The organism is Streptomyces sp. DSM 106670 (assembly GCF_055792845.1).
This window is the reverse complement of record NZ_CM147704.1, coordinates 2,556,605-2,576,869: the sequence shown is the minus strand read 5'-3', so window position 1 is coordinate 2,576,869 and position 20,265 is coordinate 2,556,605. Positions and strand designations below refer to the sequence as shown.

13 protein-coding genes and 1 tRNA gene are annotated in these 20,265 nt (G+C 73.4%); 8 read left to right on the top strand and 6 right to left on the bottom strand.

Annotation, left to right across the window (positions count from 1 at the left end; translation table 11 throughout):
- Positions 1-67 precede the first annotated feature (67 nt).
- Together ACSMXR_RS11405 and ACSMXR_RS11400 are read right to left on the bottom strand one after the other, a co-directional pair.
- Entirely contained in the window at positions 68-1,951 is a 1,884-nt protein-coding gene (locus tag ACSMXR_RS11405) for a TerD family protein (protein WP_473171778.1), read from the bottom strand.
- Positions 1,952-2,170: 219 nt separating this feature from the next.
- A tRNA-Arg gene (locus ACSMXR_RS11400) sits at positions 2,171-2,243 on the bottom strand.
- A 306-nt stretch (positions 2,244-2,549) separates the two neighbouring features.
- Here ACSMXR_RS11400 and ACSMXR_RS11395 point away from each other — a divergent pair.
- The 7 genes from ACSMXR_RS11395 (at position 2,550) to ACSMXR_RS11365 (ending at position 11,305) form a co-directional block, all read left to right on the top strand.
- On the top strand, positions 2,550-4,193 hold the full coding sequence (locus ACSMXR_RS11395) for an ATP-binding protein (RefSeq protein ID WP_473171777.1): 1,644 nt from the start codon (positions 2,550-2,552) through the stop codon (positions 4,191-4,193).
- The gene (locus ACSMXR_RS11390) at positions 4,190-6,124 is read left to right on the top strand and encodes a YfjP family GTPase (RefSeq protein WP_473171776.1); all 1,935 of its coding nucleotides are present in this window, start codon (positions 4,190-4,192) and stop codon (positions 6,122-6,124) included. Before ACSMXR_RS11395 ends, ACSMXR_RS11390 begins: the two co-directional genes overlap by 4 nt.
- A gap of 112 nt (positions 6,125-6,236) precedes the next feature.
- Entirely contained in the window at positions 6,237-6,698 is a 462-nt protein-coding gene (locus ACSMXR_RS11385; protein ID WP_364883991.1) for a single-stranded DNA-binding protein, read from the top strand.
- 197 nt (positions 6,699-6,895) lie between these two features.
- Positions 6,896-8,389, top strand: a complete 1,494-nt coding sequence (locus ACSMXR_RS11380) for a Cys-Gln thioester bond-forming surface protein (protein ID WP_137232988.1) — start codon at positions 6,896-6,898, stop codon at positions 8,387-8,389.
- A gap of 125 nt (positions 8,390-8,514) precedes the next feature.
- Complete coding sequence (gene ettA, locus ACSMXR_RS11375; RefSeq protein WP_137232989.1) at positions 8,515-10,179, top strand: energy-dependent translational throttle protein EttA; 1,665 nt, start codon at positions 8,515-8,517, stop codon at positions 10,177-10,179.
- A gap of 5 nt (positions 10,180-10,184) precedes the next feature.
- Entirely contained in the window at positions 10,185-10,607 is a 423-nt protein-coding gene (locus tag ACSMXR_RS11370) for an acyl-CoA thioesterase (protein WP_030077631.1), read from the top strand.
- Positions 10,604-11,305, top strand: coding sequence for a DUF8010 domain-containing protein (locus tag ACSMXR_RS11365; RefSeq protein WP_137232990.1), 702 nt, complete (start codon positions 10,604-10,606; stop codon positions 11,303-11,305). Before ACSMXR_RS11370 ends, ACSMXR_RS11365 begins: the two co-directional genes overlap by 4 nt.
- A 30-nt stretch (positions 11,306-11,335) precedes the next feature.
- On the opposite strand, the gene ACSMXR_RS11360 is transcribed toward ACSMXR_RS11365, so the two are convergent.
- The 4 genes from ACSMXR_RS11360 to ACSMXR_RS11345 all read right to left on the bottom strand — a co-directional run bounded on the left by ACSMXR_RS11360 (position 11,336) and on the right by ACSMXR_RS11345 (position 19,152).
- Positions 11,336-12,367 carry an ABC transporter ATP-binding protein gene (locus tag ACSMXR_RS11360; RefSeq protein ID WP_381849732.1) on the bottom strand — a complete coding sequence of 344 codons (1,032 nt, stop codon included), beginning with the start codon at positions 12,365-12,367 and terminating at the stop codon, positions 11,336-11,338.
- A complete protein-coding gene (locus tag ACSMXR_RS11355; protein ID WP_473171775.1) occupies positions 12,364-15,222 on the bottom strand; it encodes an ABC transporter permease in 2,859 nt (952 codons plus the stop codon). The genes ACSMXR_RS11360 and ACSMXR_RS11355 overlap by 4 nt, the downstream gene beginning before the upstream one ends.
- 1 nt (position 15,223) lies before the next feature.
- Positions 15,224-18,514, bottom strand: a complete 3,291-nt coding sequence (locus tag ACSMXR_RS11350; protein ID WP_473171774.1) for an FtsX-like permease family protein — start codon at positions 18,512-18,514, stop codon at positions 15,224-15,226.
- Between the two features lie 233 nt (positions 18,515-18,747).
- On the bottom strand, positions 18,748-19,152 hold the full coding sequence (locus ACSMXR_RS11345; protein ID WP_030077640.1) for a globin: 405 nt from the start codon (positions 19,150-19,152) through the stop codon (positions 18,748-18,750).
- 110 nt (positions 19,153-19,262) lie between these two features.
- Between ACSMXR_RS11345 and ACSMXR_RS11340 the strand changes: the two genes are divergently transcribed.
- Positions 19,263-20,255, top strand: coding sequence for a methyltransferase domain-containing protein (locus tag ACSMXR_RS11340; protein WP_473171773.1), 993 nt, complete (start codon positions 19,263-19,265; stop codon positions 20,253-20,255).
- The last annotated feature ends 10 nt before the right edge of the window (positions 20,256-20,265 follow it).

Here is a 20,265-nt window from a genome sequence, read left to right as displayed (position 1 = left end):
CAGCGGGACGGGACGGGGGCTTGCCCCTGCCGTCTGTCAGGGGAGCCTGTCCCTGCAGTCCGCCTGCTCAGTCGGTGATGTCGACGCCGTAGCCGCGTGCCAGGCCGGCGAGCCCGTGGTCGTACCCCTGGCCGATCGCACGGAAGCGCCAGACCGGCCCACGGCGGTAGAACTCGGCCAGGAGCAGCGTGCGTTCCGTGGTGGCGGCGTCGAGGGTGGCCCTGGCCAGCGGCGCTGCACCGGTGCCGGGGACCGCGGTGACCTGGACCGCGCCGACGTCCCCGAACGTCGTCTCCCCGTCGATGGCGGCGGCGACGGCGACCTTGCGGGAGGAGGGCGGCAGCGCGGCGAGGTCCACGGAGATCGTCTGTTCGGCTGGGCCGTCGGTGAGCAGCCGCACGGTGCCCGAGGGGTTCTCCGGGGCGCCGTAGAAGACGAAGTCCTCGTCGAAGGTGACCTGTCCGTCCTCGTCGAGCACGAAGGCGACGACGTCGATCTCGCACGCGGCCTGCGGGGCCCAGGCCGCGGTGATGTGCCACAACGGTGCCGAGGTCTCCTGCTGCGTGGGCAGATCCACCACACCGCCACGCGGTAGGACGAGAGTGGTTCGCGGATGATCCGGTACCGGGGGCTGGGCGGGGCCGGTCGTCGGCGCGGTCAGCCAGTGTTCGTCGTGCACGGGAAGCCTCAGCTCCGTGATCCGCCGTATCCGGCGATCGGCCTCTCCTCCCGGCAGGAGGACGGTATCGGTGACGCTGCGCGAGAGATTGACGGCGGCGGAACCGCCCAGCTCGACGACCCGCGCACGCGCGGCGGCCGCGTCGGGATGTGCGCCGCCGAGTACGAGAACCCGTCGTCCGGTCAGAGGGCGGTCTGCGGGGACGGCCTCCGGTGCCGGCCCGCGTGGAGACGGGAGGGCCGTTCCGGGTAGGGCGGGAGCGCTGGGAGCGGAAGGCGCGGGGGCGGCCGTCGGAGGTGCGGCGACGGCCGCCCCCGAAGCCCGGGCGGTGCCTTCCGGTGCCGCTGTCCGGTGCGGCGTCCCAGGACGTACGTCGTCGAGCAGCTTCAGGAAGGAGTGCTCGTCGATCACCGTCACGCCCTCGGCGGCGGCCCGCCGGGCCTTCGCGGACCCTGAACGCGCCTCGTTGGTGACCAGCACGCTGGTGTGGCGGCTCACCGAGTTCATGACGTTCAGTCCCGCGGCGACCGACCGCGCCACAAGCTCGGCGCGTGAGGTGGCCGTCTCCCCGGTGATGGCGATCTTCATGCCCTGCACGAGTGGTCCACCCGCTGCCGGCCGCCCCGGATTGCGGTACGCGCAGGGGGTCTTCGGCGGCTGCGGTGTGAACCGGGAGTTCTGCCGAGGCGGACAGGGGACCAGAGGAAGAGGCAGATCGAGCCGCGCGGCCTCGGCCAACGACGCTCGCAGGATCCCGGCCAGCACCCGTGTGTCGTCCACCGCGTCGTGGGCCCGCGTCTGCGGGACGCCGTAGTGGGCGGCCAGCGTGCCCAGTTTCATGTCATTCGCGGGCGGGTCCACCTGCCGGTTCAGGGCGAGGGTGCACAGCCGCTGGGACACCGGCAGGTACAGGCGGGCCCGCGCGAACTCGTGCGCCAGGAAGTCGTAGTCGAACTGGGCGTTGTGGGCCACCAGGACCCGGTCCTGCAGGAGAGCTCCGATGCGCGCTGCCACCTGCTCGAACGTCGGCGCCCCCAGGAGCCGCTCGGCGGTCAGTCCGTGCACATGCGCCGGACCCGGGTCGCACCCCGGGTTCAGCAGTGTCGAGAATTCCCCGGTCTGCTCTCCGTCCGGTCCGATGGTCATCACCGCGATCGACAGCACACGGTCCCGTCGGGGAACGAGCCCGGACGTCTCCACGTCCACCAGCGCCCAGTCGAAGGCGTAATCGCGCAGGCCGGACACGTCAGGGGAGGGGGAGCGCAGGGTCATGCCCGTAAGAATGATCCGGCACGTGCCCACTCCTCAACCGGAATGAGCATTTTCCCTGGTTATGCGAGAGATGGTGGCGGGTCGCGCAGTCTCGCGGTCTCTCCGGCCCCCGGTCGCCGCCGTCCGTCGCTTACGCCGCCATGACGCCGTGCTCGCTAACGTCCCCCGAGCGACGGAAAGGCCCTCCTGTGCGGAGGGCCTCACGGTCGTGCGGTCGTGCGCCCCCGGCAGGACTCGAACCTGCGGCCAAGCGCTTAGAAGGCGCCTGCTCTATCCACTGAGCTACGGGGGCCGGGAGTCCTGATCGGTGGTTCCGTGGCCGTGCCGGGACAAGGATAGGGCTCCGATCCCCTGGACCCGGTTGCTTCACCTGCGTGGCACGATGTGGAGGTTCGGTGAAGCGAACCGATAATCGCAGGTGGGTGCGATTCCTGCATCGGTTTTCGCTTTCCGCGCGCCGGGTGTTGTGCACTCGTTATGCCCCTGCCCCACTCGTCCCCTCTGTCCTGACTCTGTCCAGAGGGTGGAACCGCCGCGCAGAGGGGGCTATACGCTTCAAAAAGGCTTCAAAATTGGGCATTCTTCGCATGTGGTGACCATGGACGTACGGCCTCAGCTCATCGACGCACTTTCCGCCCTGCGCGACCGTGTCGCCGCCGTGCGTCTTCCACTGCCCCTGCCGGGGGCCGAACGCGCCCGGCAGACCAGGGTCGAACTCCTTGCCCAGCTCGACGACTACCTCCTGCCACGCCTCAAGGACCCCGAGGCCCCGCTGCTCGCCGTGATCGGCGGATCCACCGGGGCCGGGAAGTCCACCCTGGTCAACTCGCTGGTGGGGTGCCGGGTCAGCCAGGCCGGGGTGCTGCGGCCCACCACGCGGACCCCGGTGCTGGTCTGCCACCCGGACGATCACCACTGGTTCGCCGGGGTGCGGGTGCTGCCGCAGCTGACCCGGATCTGGCTGCCGCCGGGGCAGGCGCCCGACCCGGACGGGCTCGACGACCTCGCCGCACGGGGAGCGGACGAGGAGACCGCGCTGCGGGTGGAGACCGCGGTGAGCCTGCCCCGCGGGCTCGCGCTGCTGGACGCCCCCGACATCGACTCGCTCGTCGTCCGCAACCGCGTCCTCGCCGCCGAACTCATCTGCGCCGCCGACGTCTGGGTGATGGTCACCACCGCCTCGCGCTACGCCGACGCGGTGCCCTGGCATCTGCTGCGTACCGCGAAGGAGTACGACGCGGCCCTCGTCACCGTCCTCGACCGGGTGCCCCACCAGGTGATCGCCGAGGTGTCCCGGCAGTACGCGGCCCTGCTCACCCGGGCCGGACTCGGGGACGTGCCCCGGTTCACCATCCCCGAACTCCCCGAATCCGCGGGCGGCGGCAGCGGACTGCTCCCCACCACCGCGGTCGCCCCGCTGCGCGCCTGGCTCGCCCACCGGGCCCAGGACCCCGCCGCCCGGCAGCAGGCGGTGGGGCGCACCGCCTCCGGCGTCATCGAGTCGCTCAACGTACGGATGCCCGGACTGGCCTCCGCCGTCGCCGCCCAGTACGCCGCCTCCGTACGGCTGACCGGAGTGGTCGAGGACGCCTACGGCAAGGAGGCCGCCCGGATCCGGCGCCGCCTCAAGAGCGGGGCGGTGCTCTCCGGGGACGCGCGGACCCGGTGGCGCGGCTACCCGCTCTACAGCTCGCCCGAGGAACTCCTCGAAGCCCTCGTCGACAGCCTGGTGGCCCTGCTCCAGTGCTCGGTCTCCGCCGCCGACGAACAGATCCGCACCCAGTGGCGCCGCGAGCCCGCCGGCGCCCTGTTCCGGTTCGAGGAGGCCGGGCGGGAGGCCGGGGGCTGGGGGCCCGCCGAGGACGTCGAAGGGCGGATCGCCGTCGCCGTACGCCGGTGGCGGCGGGTCCTGGAGGAACTGGCCGAGGAGGAGGTGCGCCAGCTCGACCGCAGCGTGGCGCCCGCCCCCGAGAGCATCGCCGCACTGCTCGCCGCCGCCCTCCTCGGCGGACGGCGCGCCCGTACGGCGGGGGAGCAGCTCGCCGAACGCATCGGCGCCCAGGGCGCGCTGCGCCTGCGCGACAAGGGCGGTGAGCTGCTGACCAGCTATCTCGACCAGGTACTCGGCGGCGAACGCGACCGCCGCCTCGCCCCGCTCGACGCCCTCGACGTCGCCCCCGAACCCCAGGCCGAACTGATCGCCGCGCTTTCCGTACTGCAGAAGGAGAGGTGGCAGCGATGACTGCCGTCACGGACGAGGACCAGGGCCCGGGGAACGTCAAGGGGAAGGGGGAGGGGAAAGGCGACGGGGAAGGTACGGGCGTGGGGACGGGGACTTCGGACGGGGCCGTGGCCGGGCGCAAGGACGGGCGCTGGGACGACGGGCTCATCGCCCGGCGCGCTGCGGCGGCCGAGGCCCGCGAGGCCGGGGAGTCCGCACCGCGTACGCCCGACCAGGACGAGGACCAGCCGCAGGTCGAGGCGTACGCCCCCGCCGACGGGCCGCTGCCCACCCGGCTCGACGCCCTGCGCGAACTCGTCGGACTCTCCCGCGCCCGGCTCGACCGGGACACCCTCGCCGAGGCGGGCCGGGTGCTGGACGAGGCCGCCGCCCGCCAGCGGCTCTCCTCGCGGCACACGGTCATCGCCATCGCGGGAGCCACCGGCAGCGGCAAGTCGACCCTGTTCAACGCGCTCGCCGGGGCCCCGATCTCCGACACCGGGCTGCGCCGGCCCACCACCTCCCAGCCCATCGCGTGCAGCTGGACCGACGGGGCCGCCGGACTGCTGGACCGGCTCGCCGTCCCCGGCCGGCTGCGGCGCAGGCCCCACCCCGGGCCTGCCGCCTTCGACGAGGCGCTCCAGGGGCTCGTCCTGGTCGACCTGCCCGACCACGACTCGGCCGCCACCGAACACCGCGACCAGGTGGACCGGGTCCTGGCCCTGGTCGACGCGGTGATCTGGGTCGTCGATCCGGAGAAGTACGCCGACGCCGCCCTCCACGAGCGCTATCTGCGCCCGCTCGCCGGACACGCGGAGGTCACCTTCGTCGTCCTCAACCAGACCGACCGGCTGCCCGGCGAGGCCGCCGACCTGGTCCTCGACGATCTGCGCCGCCTCCTCGACGAGGACGGCATCGCGCTCGGCGAGCACGGCGAACCCGGCGCCACCGTCATGTCCCTGTCCGCGCTCACCGGCGACGGGGTGCCCGAACTCCGCGAGATGGTCGGCCGCTTCGTCCAGGACCGCACGGCCGCCACCCGCCGGCTCTCCGCCGACATCGACGCGGCGGCGGCGCGGCTGCGCCCGGTGTACGTGGCCGAGGGGAGGCCCGGCCTCGGCGAGCGGGCCCGCGAGGAGTTCACCGACCGGCTGGCCGAGGCCGTCGGCGCGGCGGCCGCCGGGCAGGCCGCCGAACGCGAGTGGCGCCGCAACGCGAGCCGGGCCTGCGGCACACCGTGGCTGCGGCTCTGGCGCTGGTACGAGAACCGGGGCCTGCCCGGCAGCCTGGACCGGATGGGCCAGGCGCTCACCCCGCCCGAGGAGGAACTGACGGCCCGGCAGCGGGTCGAGCAGGCGGTACGGATCGTCGCGGACGACGCCGCCGACGGGCTGCCGGGCCCCTGGGCGCAGGCGGTGCGCGAGGCCGCGTTCACCGGGGCGCAGGGACTGCCCGAGGCGCTGGACGAACTGGCGGTCAAGGCCGGGGCCCCCGCCCCGGCCAAGCGGGGCGGCGGAACGGAGACGGGCCGGGACGCCGTCGCCGGCACCCCGCCCGGCTCCCCGCCCGGTGGCCGCCCGGCCAAGCCGCCCCGGCCGAAGTGGTGGCCCGCCGCGGTGCTGGCCCAGGTGTCGATGACGCTGCTCCAGATCTTCGGCGGCCTATGGCTGGTCGGCCAGATCATCGGCGTCCTGGAGCCGGGTCTCGTCACGCCCGCGCTCATCATGCTCGCCGGGGTCGTCGGCGGCCCGCTGGTGGAGTGGTCCTGCGCCGCGGCCATCCGGGGGCCGGCCCGACGGTACGGGCAGGACGCGGAGCGGCGGCTGCGCGAGGCGGCGGCCGGGTGCGGCCGGGCCAGGGTCCTGGACCCCGTCGCGGCCGAGCTGGTGCGCTACCGGGAAGTGCGCGAGCGGTATGTGACGGTGACGAAGTTTTCCACAACCGGCCGGTAGTCCACAGGCCCCGACGCGATTCCCGCCCGGCGTCCACCATGGAGATCGCACACGGTACGGAGTCGCCCGACTCCGTACGAAGCGGTGCGACAAGGAAAACGGGGGCGGGAAAATGAACGAGACCTTGGTGACCCTGGTGGGAAACGCCGCCACGGCGGTGGAGTTCCGGGAGACGGCCACCGGCGGAATGGCGCGATTCCGTTTCGCCGTCACTCCGCGCCGCTGGGACCGCGAGAAACAGCTCTGGGCCGACGGCCGCACCAGCTTCTACACCGTCTGGTCCTGGCGCACGCTCGCCACGAATCTGGCCGGTTCCGTTTCGGTCGGGGAACCCTTGGTCGTGCACGGCCGGTTGAAGGTCCGCGAGGAGGAACAGGCCGGTCAGCGACGGACGTTCGTCGATGTCGAGGCCGTCGCCGTCGGCCACGACCTGAGCCGGGGAACGGCCGCCTTCCGCCGGGCGGCCAGAACCGAACCCGTTCTGACGGAGCGTCCGGGACGGGTCACGGACGGCGACGCGGAGACGTCGCCGAAACAGCCGGAACACGGAGGCGCAATGGCGGCAGTGTCCTGAAAAGGCTGATCGGCGCCATGGCCGACGGCATCCCGCGATAACGATTCCGATTCGGAATGGTTGTACAAGGGCAGTACGGGGGACTGCTCTTCGCCCGTTCTTTAGGATTCCCAGTGCTCATGGGTCACTTGGGTCTGCTGGCGAGGCATTCCCCACACGCGCACCACGCGCGAGGGCCTCGCCCGGAGGGGAATTCTGTGTTTTCTGCGTCTTCAGCGTCCGCTGCGTCGTCCGGCACGACAGGGGCGCCTCCGGGCCGCGGGATCCTCCGCCCGGTCGCCGCGCTGCTGCTCTCCGGTCTCGTCGCGGCTGCCGCACTCGTCGGCGCCGGACCCGCGGCCGCCGACGACCCGGGCCGGCACCACGGCGGCGCGGCCGCGGTGCTCGACGGGCTGAAGACCTTCGACAGCGCCGTGCTCCGCATCGCGGGGAAGAACGGGGCGCCCGACCGGACCCAGGAACTGCCCGCCGGGCTGTTCGAGATGACCGTCGACGGCGGCGGCAAGCTCAAGACCTACTGCATCGACCTCCACAACCCCACCCAGGACCAGGCGAAGTATCTGGAGACCCCCTGGGCCGAGACCTCGCTCGGCGGCAACCGCAACGCGGGGAAGATCCGCTGGATCCTCCAGCACTCCTACCCCCGGGTCGACGACCTGGCCGCGCTCGCCGACGCGGCCGGCACCGGACCGCTGACCGAGCGGACCGCCGCCGCCGGAACCCAGGTCGCCATCTGGCGCTACTCGGACAACGCCGATGTCACCGCATCGGACAAGCAGGCGGAGAAGCTCGCCGACTGGCTGCAGCGCAGCGCCCGCGACACGAAGGAGCCGCGGGCCTCGCTCACCCTGGAACCGGCCGCCGTCGCCGGGCGGGCCGGTGAGCGGCTCGGCCCCGTGACCGTACGCACCGACGCGGACCAGGTCTCGGTGTCGCCCCCGGTGGACGCGGCGGCCAGCGGCATCGCGGTCACGGACGAGAAGGGCGCCCCCGTCACCGCCGCCGCGGACGGGGACCGGCTCTACTTCGCCGTACCGAAGGACACCGCCGACGGCACCGCCTCCCTGGCGGTCCAGGCCACCACCTCCGTGCCGGTCGGCCGGGCCTTCGCCGGGGCCGGCCGCACCCAGACCCAGATCCTGGCCGGCTCCAGCGAATCCACGGTCTCCGCCCGGGCGAGCGCCACCTGGGCCGAGACCGGCGCCGCACCCGCACTGACCGCCCGGAAGAACTGCGCCGCGGGCGGTGTGGACGTCACGGCCGCCAACCGGGGCGACGAGCCGTTCACCTTCGAGCTGGCCGGCACCGAGCACACCGTCGCCGCCGGGGCCACCCGCACGGTCACCGTCCCGGTCGCCGAGGACCAGGCGTACGACTTCACCATCACCGGGCCCGCCGGGTTCGCCAGGACCTTCACCGGGGTGCTCGACTGCGCCACCAGCGGCAGCGTGCTGGAGAAGGAGAGTCAGGAGGCGGGCGGCGCGGGCAACGACGTCGGCACGCAGAGCGCCCAGCAGTCCGTCCCGGCCACCACCGGCTCCACCACCTCGGGGCTGGAGGGCGATCTCGCCGCGACCGGCGGTTCCAGCGCCACCCCGATGCTCGCCGCGGTCGCCATCGGACTGCTCGTCGTGGGCGGCGGCGCGGTCTTCCTCCTCCGCCGCAAGCAGCCGGGCGCCGACGGTGAGTGAGCGCCCACGCGCATGAGGTGACCGGTGCTCCGGTGTCGGTGGGTGGACGGGTTTCCGTCCGGGGGCGGGTGTCAGGCAAGATGGGTGTATCTGCCCACACCTCTATTGCTGCCGGACGGTTTCTCTTGGCTGAGTACATCTACACCATGCGCAAGACGCGCAAAGCGCACGGCGACAAGGTGATTCTCGATGACGTCAATCTGAACTTCCTGCCCGGCGCGAAGATCGGTGTCGTGGGCCCCAACGGCGCCGGTAAGTCCACGGTGCTGAAGATCATGGCGGGCCTGGAGCAGCCGTCCAACGGCGACGCGTTCATCTCGCCCGGGTTCACCGTCGGCATCCTCATGCAGGAGCCGAAGCTGGACGAGGAGAAGACCGTTCTGGAGAACGTCCAGGACGGCGCCGCCGAGATCATGGGCAAGCTCAAGCGCTTCAACGAGGTCGCCGAGCTCATGGCGACCGACTACTCCGACGCGCTGATGGAGGAGATGGGCAAGCTCCAGGAGGACCTGGACCACGCCAACGCGTGGGACCTGGACGCCCAGCTGGAGCAGGCCATGGACGCCCTGGGCTGCCCGCCCGGCGACTGGCCGGTCACCAACCTCTCCGGTGGCGAGAAGCGCCGCGTGGCGCTCTGCAAGCTCCTCATCGAGGCCCCGGACCTGCTCCTCCTCGACGAGCCCACCAACCACCTGGACGCCGAGTCGGTGAACTGGCTGGAGCAGCACCTCTCGAAGTATGCGGGTGCCGTCGTCGCCGTCACCCACGACCGGTACTTCCTGAACAACGTCGCCGAGTGGATCCTGGAGCTCGACCGCGGCCGCGCGATCCCCTACGAGGGCAACTACTCCACCTACCTCGACAAGAAGGCCGCCCGCCTCAAGGTCGAGGGCCGCAAGGACGAGAAGCGCCAGAAGCGTCTCAAGGAAGAGCTGGAGTGGGTGCGGTCGAACGCCAAGGGGCGCCAGACCAAGTCCAAGGCCCGTCTCGCCCGGTACGAGGAGATGGCGGCCGAGGCCGACAAGATGCGGAAGCTGGACTTCGAGGAGATCCAGATTCCGCCGGGCCCGCGGCTCGGTTCCATCGTCGTCGAGGTCGAGCACCTCTCGAAGGCCTTCGGCGACAAGGTCCTCATCGACGACCTGTCGTTCACGCTGCCCCGTAACGGCATCGTCGGCGTCATCGGTCCGAACGGCGCGGGCAAGACCACGCTGTTCAAGATGATCCAGGGCCTGGAGACGCCGGACAGCGGTTCGGTCAAGATCGGCGACACGGTCAAGATCTCCTACGTCGACCAGTCCCGCGCCAACATCGACCCGAAGAAGACCCTCTGGGCCGTCGTCTCGGACGAGCTGGACTACATCAACGTCGGCCAGGTCGAGATGCCGTCCCGCGCCTACGTCTCCGCGTTCGGCTTCAAGGGCCCGGACCAGCAGAAGCCGGCCGGTGTCCTGTCCGGTGGTGAGCGCAACCGCCTCAACCTGGCGCTGACGCTCAAGGAGGGCGGCAACCTGCTGCTCCTCGACGAGCCCACCAACGACCTCGACGTCGAGACGCTCTCCTCGCTGGAGAACGCGCTGCTGGAGTTCCCCGGTGCGGCCGTGGTCATCTCCCACGACCGCTGGTTCCTGGACCGCGTCGCCACGCACATCCTCGCCTACGAGGGTGACTCCAAGTGGTACTGGTTCGAGGGCAACTTCGAGTCGTACGAGAAGAACAAGGTCGAGCGTCTCGGCGCGGACGCGGCCCGCCCGCACCGTGCCACGTACAAGAAGCTCACGCGAGGCTGATCGTCTTGGCTCGTCACCTCTACAGCTGCCCCCTGCGCTGGTCGGACATGGATGCCTTCGGCCACGTCAACAACGTGGTCTTCCTCCGCTACCTGGAGGAGGCGCGCATCGACTTCATGTTCCGGCTGGCGCCCGGGGACGGTTCGCCGTCGTTCTCCGGCGGGTCCGTCGTGGCCCGGCACGAGATCGACTACGTACGGCCGTTGGTCCACCGGCACGAGCCGGTGACCGTCGAGTCGTGGGTCACGAAGATAGGCGCCGCGTCCCTGACGATCGCCTATGAGATCAAGGACGCCGACCAGGTGTACGTACGCGCCTCGACCGTCGTCGTGCCGTACGACCTGGCGGCGGAGCGGCCCCGGCGGATCTCCGCCGAGGAGAAGCTCTTCCTCCAGCAGTACCTCGCAGAGGAGCCCGCCGCGGCATGACCGTGCCCGTGCAGTCGCTGCAGTTCGCCGACGCGAGGGAGGCGGCGGATCTCGCCGCCTTCCTCGGTCGGCTGCTCCACTACGACCGGGCCGCCGCGGTCCGGTTGCAGGCGGGCGGCGGCGACGCACTGGCCGTGTTCGGCCGCCCGCCCTCCTTCGAGGTCCTCGCCATCCGCACCGCCCGCCTGGACCGCCCCGAGACGCTCGACGTCACGGTGTCGGCCGGGGAGCTGCTGGAGTCACTCGACGTCTCCGGAGAGGGCTCCGGACAGCGGGGCGGTGCACTGCCCGCCCCGGTCACCGGGCCGCCCTGGACCGGTGTCCTGCCGCCCCGCGGGCCCTGGCGGGAACAGGCCGGGCTGCCCCGGCCCGACGCTCTGCGCGCCGCCCTCGACACGGCCGTCGCCGAATTCCGTACGCGGGACGACGCGCTGCCCGAGGAGCTGCGCACCCGCGCCGAACGCGACCGGATCGGCCGCGAGATCTGGTCCCGGCCGGTCGGCGCCACGGACCTGCCCCTGCGCGCCGTGCACGCCGCACAGTCCCTCGGCTTCCTGCGCCCCGACCCGGACTTCCCCGTCTCGCTGCTCTCCGCGGGCGGCTGGCTGCGGCTGCGGACGCCCTTCGGCTCGATCGCGCTGCGCCGCGACCCGGCCGGCGGGCTCGGCGGGCTCGGCCTGTCGGTCGAGCCCGGCTGAACCGCCGGACCGCTGAACCGCCCGACCGGCTTACTTCTCCTGCTTCTCCTGCGGGTCCGAAGACCCCTCCGGCTTCTCCGGAGCCCCGTGCGCGTCCGGCCAGACGCCGATGTGGTCCTGCTCCAGCTCCAGCAGCACCCGGTGTTCCATGCCCAGCGTCCGCGTGTAGTCCGCGGGCAGCTGGAGTCGCCCCGCCCGGTCGAGCATCGCGTACTCCCGGGCCACCTGCGACTCCTGGCCCGTCGCCGCGTCCACCTCCGTGCGGCGCAGCACCTCGGAGGACGTACGGCCGTCGCGGATGGCGACCGTACGCCGCACCTCGTTCGCGACCGCCTGGTCATGGGTGACGATCACGATCGAGGTGCCCAGCTCCTCGTTGGCGCGCCGGAACGCGGCGAAGACCTGCTCCCCGGTGGCCGAGTCCAGCTCACCGGTCGGCTCGTCCGCGAGCAGCACGGACGGGTTGTTGGCCAGCGCCACCGCGATGGCCACCCGCTGCTGCTGCCCGCCGGACAGCTGCTGGGGCCGCCGGTCGCGGCAGTCCGCGATGTCCAGCATGGTGAGCAACGACTCGGCACGGGCGGCCCGTTCGCGCTTGCTCCCACCGCCGCGCAACTGCATGGGCAGGGTGATGTTCTGGATCGCGGAGAGATACGGGAGCAGATTGCGGGCGGTCTGCTGCCAGACGAACCCGACCACGTCCCGGCGGTAGCGCAGCCGTTCCTTCGGGCCCATCGACAGCAGATCGCAGCCCGCGACCTTCGCCGAGCCGGCCGTCGGCACGTCCAGGCCCGCCAGGATGTTCATCAGCGTCGACTTGCCGCTGCCCGACGCCCCCACCAGGGCCATCAACTCGCCCTCGGTGACCAGCAGATCGAGCCCCTGGAGCGCCTGCACCTCCACCCCGTCCGTGGTGAAGATCCGCACCACCCGGTCGCAGGCGATCAGCGCGTCGTGCCCGTAGGAAGGGCGGTCCCGGCGGGCCGCGGCGCGCTGCTCCAGCTCCGCCAGCGTCGTTCCGGCCGTGCGGGCCGTGTCTGCCGTCTCGGTGGACGAGGTCATCGGGAGTCTCCTGCCCTGAGTTCGGTGATCGATCCGCGGCGGCTCGCCCACCACGCCTGCACGCCCGCGACCGCCGCCGCGAGCGCCACGACCCCCGCGGCCGGCAGCCCCAGCGACCAGAGGTCGGTGCGCAGCGCGACGGGGCCGGTGTCCGACCCGGCGACGCCGGCGAGCGCCAGCGGGACCAGATCGACGCCGGGGGAGAGCAGGGCGATGGTCGCCCAGCCGGTGAACAGCCCGCCGCCCGCCGCCAGCAGCGCCTGCGGCGTCGCCTCGAAGGCCAGCAGCCGCCTGCCCTGTGCGGTGGTGAGCCCCATCGTGCGCAGCCGTGCCAGCAGCGTCTTGCGCTCCGGCGCGGTCTGGAGCAGCGACAGCAGGACGGCCAGCAGCGCGTATCCGGCGCCCGCCGCGACCGCCGCGAGGTAGATGCGCTCGGCCCCGGCCTGCATCGGGGTGTTCACGTACCGCGCGCGCTCCTCGGAACGCAGCTGTACGACGAACTTCTTGCCGTTCGCGTCGACGGCCGCGCGCAGCTTTCCGGGGTCCGGTGTGCCGGCCAGGAGCAGGGTGGTGGGCGCCTTCTGCTCCAGCGAAGCGGCGTTCACGATCAGGAAGTCGGTGGAGGAGACCGCGGCGACCTGCGCGGTGGTCCCCACGACCTGGACCTGGAAGTCCCCGGACAGCGTCCGGACCGCGCGCGGCTCCTTGCCCAGACGGGCCGCCACCGCCGGAGAGGCGATGGCCGGAAGGATCCGCTCCGGGCCGGCCTCCGTGCCCTCGGGCAGCGGGGCCGAGGGACCGGTGGCCCGCAGCCGGGCGGCCGGGAAGGCGGGCAGCCCGTGGGTACGGGCCAGCCGGGCGTACGAGGCGGGCTCGACGCCCACCAGGGCCGCGGTCGCCGCGTCGCCCGCGTCCGCCGCGTCGTCGCCGGCCGTGCCCGTACCAGCAGCCGTACGCGTACCGGTGTCGTCACCGGCCGCCGCCTCCGGCATCGCCACGCTGTACTCGACCCGTACCGGCGCCGCGTCCCGCACGCCGTCCAGCCCGCTCACCGTGCGGACCAGCTCGTCCGGCAGCGTCACCCGGTCGCCCATGCCGCTGACCCGGGCGTCCGCGCCGACGGACGCCAGCGCCGCGTCGTCCCGTGCGTCGCCGATGCCCGCGATCACCGAACCGCCGAACGCAGCCGTGGCCAGCGCCAGCAGCAGCGCCAGCAGCGGCAGCGCCCCGCCGGCCGACGACCGGCCGGCGCGGGCCAGCGAGAGGAAGCCGATCGCGCCGCGCAGCCGGGCCATCGGCCGGGTGGCGAGCCGCAGGGGCAGCGGGTAGAGCCGTACCAGCACCAGCGCCGCGATCAGCGCGACCAGCACGGGCGCGGCGCTGACCAGCAGATCGGTACCGCCCCCGGTCGACGTACCGCGACGCCGCAGCGCCGTCACCGCGCCCACCGCCAGGACGAGCAGCGTCAGTTCGGCCACGGTCCGGCGGCGCGACGGCCGGGCGCTCACCATGTCCTCGCGGGCGCCGTGCAGCGTGGGCCGGATGTGCTGGAGCGTCGTCCGTACGGGCAGGGCGACACAGACCAGGAGGCCGACGCCGGCCGCGGCCAGCGCTCCCGGCCACCACCGGCCCTCGCCCACGAGCAGCACCGCAAGGAGCAGCCCGAGCGCGCTCGCGGGCAGCACGGTCACCGCGGTCTCCGCGAGCAGCCGGCCGCCGATGCCGCGCAGCGAACCGCCGCGCGAGCGCATCAGCGCCAGTTCGTTACGGCGGCGGGCGGCGATCAGGGCGCCGGTCATCAGCAGGACGACGGCGGCCACGGAGCCGATGCCGAGGGCGGCGACCGCGATCACGGGGCTGATCGCGTCGCGCATCCGCGCGTTGGCCTCCACGACCGTGCCGAGTCCGGTGCCGACCACCGCGGTGCCCCCGGCGATCCTCCGCACCTCCAGCAGCCCGGGGCCGCTCTCCAGCGAGGCGATGACGGACGTCAGCCGGGAGCCGTCGGGGCCGGTCAGCCCCGTCGGGTCGGGCGGGATCCGCCAGAAGACAACGGGCTCGGCGGCCGTGCTCAGGAGCACCGGACCGGTGTCCTCCGCCAGCAGGACCGTGCCGGTCCAGAAGTTCACCGGGAAGGAGCTGCCGGGGTCCGGGACCAGCGACGGGCTGCGCAGCAGCGGATCGGCCGACCAGTAGCTGCCCTTCGGGTCACGCGGAGCCACGATGCCGGTGATCGTCACCGTGATGGGCTCCTGGGCCGCGGTGGGCAGCGTGATGGTCGCGCCGACCTTCACCTTCAGCTCCGCCGCCGTCTCCTCGGTGACCGCGCCCTGCACCGCACGGGAGTCCGCGGTCACCCCGCCCGACGCCGTCGGCCAGGCGCCGGAGGCCAGCGTCGCGTGGTCCTTCAGCCCCGACTGCGCCACATACGTGAGCTTCGGCGGCACCGCGTCGGGCTTCGGCAGCCAGGGCTCCGTCGCGACGGACGGCTTCGTGGTGCGCACGCCGTACGCGACCGACGAGGCGTCGGCGCGCAGGGGTGCGGGCAGGGCCTTCAGCAGCGCCTCGCCGACCCGCGTCAGCTCGGGGCTCCGCGTCTCGGCCTCCCGCTGTTCCTGCGGCAGTTCGAGACCGGGCTGCGGGCGGGCGATCTCCACGGTGCTGCGGCCCGCGTCCGCCGTCGCGATGTCGTGGCGCAGCCCCTTCGTCTCGTACGCGTCCACCGCCCGCGGGAACGCCGCGGCGAGGAACGCCGTCACCAGCACCAGCACCGCGAGGGCCGTCGCCGCACCGGGCGCGGTGCGCAGCCGGGTACGGATCCACGGGGCGGAGGCCGCCCGCTTGTCGTTGCTCATATCAGTGGTCCCCCTGGTGGCGCAGCGTGACCGCCGGGTCCCCGCGGCGCAGCGCCATCGTCGCGACGATCACGAGCGGCAGGGCGGCGACCCCGGCCAGCAGCGCCGCGACCTGCCCGGCGGGCAGCTCGACCAGCACCGGCGGAACGGGCCGGTCCGCCTGCCCGGTCAGCACGATCAGCGGAACGACGGCCCGGGTCAGCACCGTGCCGATGCCGAGCCCGATCAGCAGCGCGAGGGCGATCAGCACCCCCTGTTCGGCGGCGATCATGCGGGCCAGCTGGCGGCGCGGAGCACCGAGCGCCCGCAACACACCGAGTTCGGCGGACCGTTCGCGCCGGGACCCGGAGGCGCTGACCGCGAAGCCGACCGCCGCCAGCGCGGCGGCGACCACCGCGACGGCCGGCAGCGCCGCCTGCGGTCCCGCCCCCAGCGGATCGTCCACCAGCTGCTGGGCGGCCTCCGCGCGGACCAGCACCTGGGCCGGGTCGGTGTCCGGCAGCGCGCGCAGGGCGGCGGCCGCCTTCGCGGCGTCGCCCGGGGCGGTGCTCAGCCACCATTCGCTCGCCTCGATCGTGGCGGTCGGCCGGTGGGCCAGCACCTCGGTGACGGCCTTGAGGTCCAGCAGCAGCGCGCCGCCGCGCGTCGCCGGGTCGGCGGTCCCGGACAGCTCGGCGGCCTCGGTGGTCGGCAGCCGGCGCACCGACTCCGCCAGGGTCACCCGGACGGTGTTCCCGGCCAGGGTGACGTCGATCTCGTCGCCCAGCTTCGCGTTGGTGCTCTTCAGATAGGCGTCCGTGGCGACCGCCTTGACCGCCGTGGCCTTCGGCCGGGCGGCGGTGATCCGCAGGAGGCCGCTGGTCAGCTCCCAGGTGTCCTCGCTGTTGGTACCGGTGTCGTAGGTGAAGTCCGGCAGGCCCGACGTGCCGTTGCGGACCGGCTCCTTGCCCGGCCGGCCCTCACCGAACTCGGTGAGCGTCATGGCCGCGTCCCAGCGCAGCGACCCCGACGCCGCCACCGGGCGTTCGGCGCCGGAGCCGGTCACCACCCGGACGTCGCTCACCGAGACCCGGCGCTGCTGCGCGTGGCCGTACGGCGCCTCGCCGTCCACCTCGATGCCGGTCACGGCCAGACCGCCCGCCGCCGACACCGGTACGGACACGGCGACCGGGCGGCCGTTCAGGGGCACGGGACCGGCCAGGGCCCGGTAGGGGAGGCCGTAGCGGTCCTCCAGGAGCACGGTGACGACCGGTGGCGCCGTGCCGGTGTCCGGGACGGCCCCGGAGCCCTTCGACGGCACCGTGGCGATCCGCACGTCCAGCTTCAGCCGGGTGCTGTCCTTCGGGAGTACGAGCCCGGGGCGCGCGGCCCGCTCCGGGGCGATGGTCTCGAACACCCGGCGCAGGCTCTTGTCGGTGAGGTCGGAGCGCATCAGCATCCGCTCGTCCGCGTGGGCCGTGTCCAGGGCGAGCACCTCGGCCATCCGCCCGCCGGAGACCTCCACGTCCGCCCGGTAGGCGGGCGCCGCCTGCCGCACCCCGTCCAGGGTGCTGTAGGCGCCGGCCGTCGCCGCACCGCCGCCGTGCCCGCCCACCAGCCGGACCGAGGCGCCGGAGCCGAAGTCGGCCTGGTCGGACTGCGAGCGGTTCCAGGAGGCGCTCTGCCCGATCGCCAGCATGCCCATCGCGACCGACAGGACCAGCAGCAGCACCGGACCGGCCCCGCGCAGCGGGCGGCGGCTGAACTGCCAGCCCGCCAGGGCCGCGGGCAGCCCCCGGCCCTTGGCCGCACGCCGTTCGGCGAGCTTCGCCGCGGGCGGCAGCAGGCGCAGTGTGAGGACCGTTCCGGCGAGCAGCGCCAGCGCGGGGGCGGTGACCAGCAGGGGGTCGATGCCGAGGCTGCCCGTCCGGTCGCCGGTGAGCGCCCCGCTGCCGGACTGCCGGTCCAGCTGCCAGTACGCCACCGCCGCGATGAGCAGCAGCCCGAGGTCCGCGCCCGCCCGCACCGGACCGGGCAGCGCGGCGGCCCGGGACCTGCGGCCGCTCGCCCCGGCCGTCAGCGACGGGGCCACCACCGCCAGCGCACAGGCCAGCGCCACGGCCGCCGAGACCAGCCACACGGTCCCGGCCGACGCCTCCCCGACCTTCAGCCCGATCCGGGACAGGGCGCTGCGCTCGGCCAGCAGCCCGGTCAGCGGCCCCGCGAGCAGCGGAGCGACCACCGCGGCGGGCACCGCGAGCAACAGCGCCTCGATCGCGGCGAACGAGGTGATCCGGCCCCGCGAACCGCCCCGGGCCCGCAGCAGTTCACGCTCCCCGTCGCGCTCGCTGTTCAGCAGCCGGGCCACCAGCAGCAGCGCGTACGCGGCGAGCAGCACCAGCTGCACCGCGACGATCATCAGCGTGGAACGGGAGACCAGCAGCGCCCGGTCGAGCTGGTCGAGCACGGTGGGCAGCGAGGTGCGCGCGGTGACACCGGACGCGAACACCGGTGCGGCCGTCAGCGCCTTCGGGGCCTGTGCCGACGCGTTCCGCAGCCCCTCCAGGGAGCCGGTGGTCAGCGTGGCGAAGTCGGCGGCCGCCAGCCAGGAGGTCTCGCCCTTGCCGAGCGCCCCGGAGGCGAGCACCGAGGGATCGGTGAGCAGCGGACCGTACGTCGTGAACGCCAGCTTGCGCACCCCGCGCCCGCCGAGCGGATCCAGCTGCCAGTACGGGTCGGACCGGTCGGCGGCGTCGTAGACGCCGGTGACCAGGACCCGCTGCTTCTTGTCGCGCAGCCGGTCGGTGACGGTGATCCGGGCGCCCGGCTTCAGCTTCAGGGCCTCGGCGGCGACGACGGGCAGCGCGACCTGGACGGGTCCGGCGCCGTCGGGGGCCGCGGGCGCCTTGCCCTCGGTGATCCGCACCCGGCCCCGGTCGAGGGCGGCGAAGTGGGTGAGGTCCGGCTCGCCGCGCCGGGCGGCCGGGTCCTGGAGGCTCCGCGGCAGCGCGTACGACCCCGAGCTCTCCAGCTTCCCCACGGTCACGGGCAGCCCGTCGAACGCGTCACGGGAGGCCTTGCGGACGGCGTCGTCGGCCTCCGCGCGCTTCTCGTGGTCCACCGACGCGGAGACGACGAGGGCGGCGGACGCGGCCGATCCGTGGGTGAGCGTGTGGCGCAGGGCCGCGTCGCCCACCGATCCGGAGAACGCGGTGAGCGCGGCCAGCACGGATGTGGTCAGCAGGACGGCGAGCACCGCCGCGGAGAGCAGAAGGCGATGAGCCCTCACCCGCAGAAGGACGAAACCCGTCACCTGATCCCCCAGCCCCGGAAACACCGCATGCGCACGCCCCCCGGCGTACCGGTGATGCTTTCAGAGGCAACAGGTTCTGGTAACCGCTTGCACCCGCACCTTGATGCGATCGTGATCGTTATGCGGGGTTGGAACGCCGAATTCCGGAGTTGTCCGGTCACGGATCGTCGCGAAGCGGTCCGGAACGCGTTGTGCCGCAGTCCGGAACGCGTCGCGAAGGGGTCCGGAACCGATCAGTCCGCGGTGTTCACCATCGAGGCGGCGGCGTACGTCAGGTAGTCCCACAACTGCCGCTCGTGCTCGGGCGCGAGCCCCAGCTCGTCCAGCGCGACCCGCATATGGCCGAGCCAGGCGTCGTGCGCCGCCCGGTCCACCCGGAACGGCGCGTGCCGCATCCGCAGCCGCGGGTGCCCCCGGTGGTCGCTGTAGGTGCGCGGGCCGCCCCAGTACTGCATCAGGAACAGCGCGAACCGCTCCTCGGCCGGGCCCAGATCCTCCTCCGGATACATCGGCCGCAGCAGCTCGTCGCCCGCCACGCCCTCGTAGAAGCGGTGGACCAGGCGCCGGAAGGTCGCCTCGCCGCCGACCTGCTCGTAGAAGGTCTGCTCCTGAAGCGTGTCGCGCGGAATCTCAGTCACCCGTCCATGGTCGCAGACGCACCGGCCGAGGACAGGGGTCCTAGGACCAAGGGCCGGGAACCCCCGGTCCGCCGCTCGCCCGCGCGGCTCCGGCGCAGGACAGTGGAGAGATGGGAGTGAGGGGAGAGAAACCCGTTCGCGACGCCGAGGCCGACGCGGCGCGCGAGGCCCTGGTGCGGGAGATCGCCGCCCGGGGCGGATTCGCCGACCCCGCCTGGCGTACGGCCTTCGCCGAGGTGCCCCGCCATCTGTTCGTGCCGTTCTACTACGTGTACGGAATCGGCGGCTACGAACGCCTCTGGGGCGAGGACCCCGACCCCGGCCGGCGCTCCCGCTGGCTGCGCGGCGTGTACGCGGACGGGGCGCTGGCCACCCGGCTCAAGGACGGCGAACTCGTCTCGTCCTCCAGTCAGCCGTCCCTGATGGCCCTGATGCTCGACGCCCTGGACGTACGGGACGGGGACACGGTCCTGGAGATCGGCACCGGCCCCGGCTACAACGCGGCGCTGCTCGCCCACCGGCTCGGCGACGCCGCCGTGACCAGCGTCGATCTGGACCCGGAGATCACGGATGCGGCCCGCGCCCACCTCGCGGCGGCCGGATACCACCCGACGGTGATCACCGGCGACGGGGCCCGGGGCTGCCCGCGGCGCGCCCCGTACGACCGGATCATCGCGACCTGCACGCTGCCGTCCGTACCGCAGAGCTGGCCGGAACAGTGCCGTCCGGGGGCGCTGATCCTCGCGCCGCTCGCCACCGGTCTGGTCTCGCTCCAGGTCCGTGCGACGGCGCACGGACCGCGCGCCGAGGGGCACTTCCTGCACACCCCGGCGTACTTCGTGCCCCTGCGCGGGGCGCTCCCGCTGCCCGGCGGGCTTCCGTATCTCGGCGGACTGCCGCGCCGGGTGGCCGGGGACGATCTCTTCCGCTTTCTCCTGACCCTGACCGCGGGCACCCTCGATCCGCACGAGGCCCTCTCCCTCTGGGAGCGCGAGGGCCGCCCGCAGCGGGAGAGGTACGGCATCACGGTCGGCCAGGGGCGGCAGTGGGCCTGGCTCGACGACCCGCAGGGCCCGTACACCTGGCCGCTCGCCACCGGGTGAGGCGGCGAGC

Coding starts and splice junctions, on each gene's coding strand:
- ACSMXR_RS11365 (WP_137232990.1), top strand. CDS start 10,604: ATGACCGTGCCCGTGCAGTCGCTGCAGTTCGCCGACGCGAGGGAGGCG.
- ACSMXR_RS11385 (WP_364883991.1), top strand. CDS start 6,237: ATGAACGAGACCTTGGTGACCCTGGTGGGAAACGCCGCCACGGCGGTG.
- ACSMXR_RS11395 (WP_473171777.1), top strand. CDS start 2,550: ATGGACGTACGGCCTCAGCTCATCGACGCACTTTCCGCCCTGCGCGAC.
- ACSMXR_RS11390 (WP_473171776.1), top strand. CDS start 4,190: ATGACTGCCGTCACGGACGAGGACCAGGGCCCGGGGAACGTCAAGGGG.
- ACSMXR_RS11340 (WP_473171773.1), top strand. CDS start 19,263: ATGGGAGTGAGGGGAGAGAAACCCGTTCGCGACGCCGAGGCCGACGCG.
- ACSMXR_RS11405 (WP_473171778.1), bottom strand. CDS start 1,951: ATGACCCTGCGCTCCCCCTCCCCTGACGTGTCCGGCCTGCGCGATTAC.
- ACSMXR_RS11355 (WP_473171775.1), bottom strand. CDS start 15,222: ATGAGCAACGACAAGCGGGCGGCCTCCGCCCCGTGGATCCGTACCCGG.
- ACSMXR_RS11360 (WP_381849732.1), bottom strand. CDS start 12,367: ATGACCTCGTCCACCGAGACGGCAGACACGGCCCGCACGGCCGGAACG.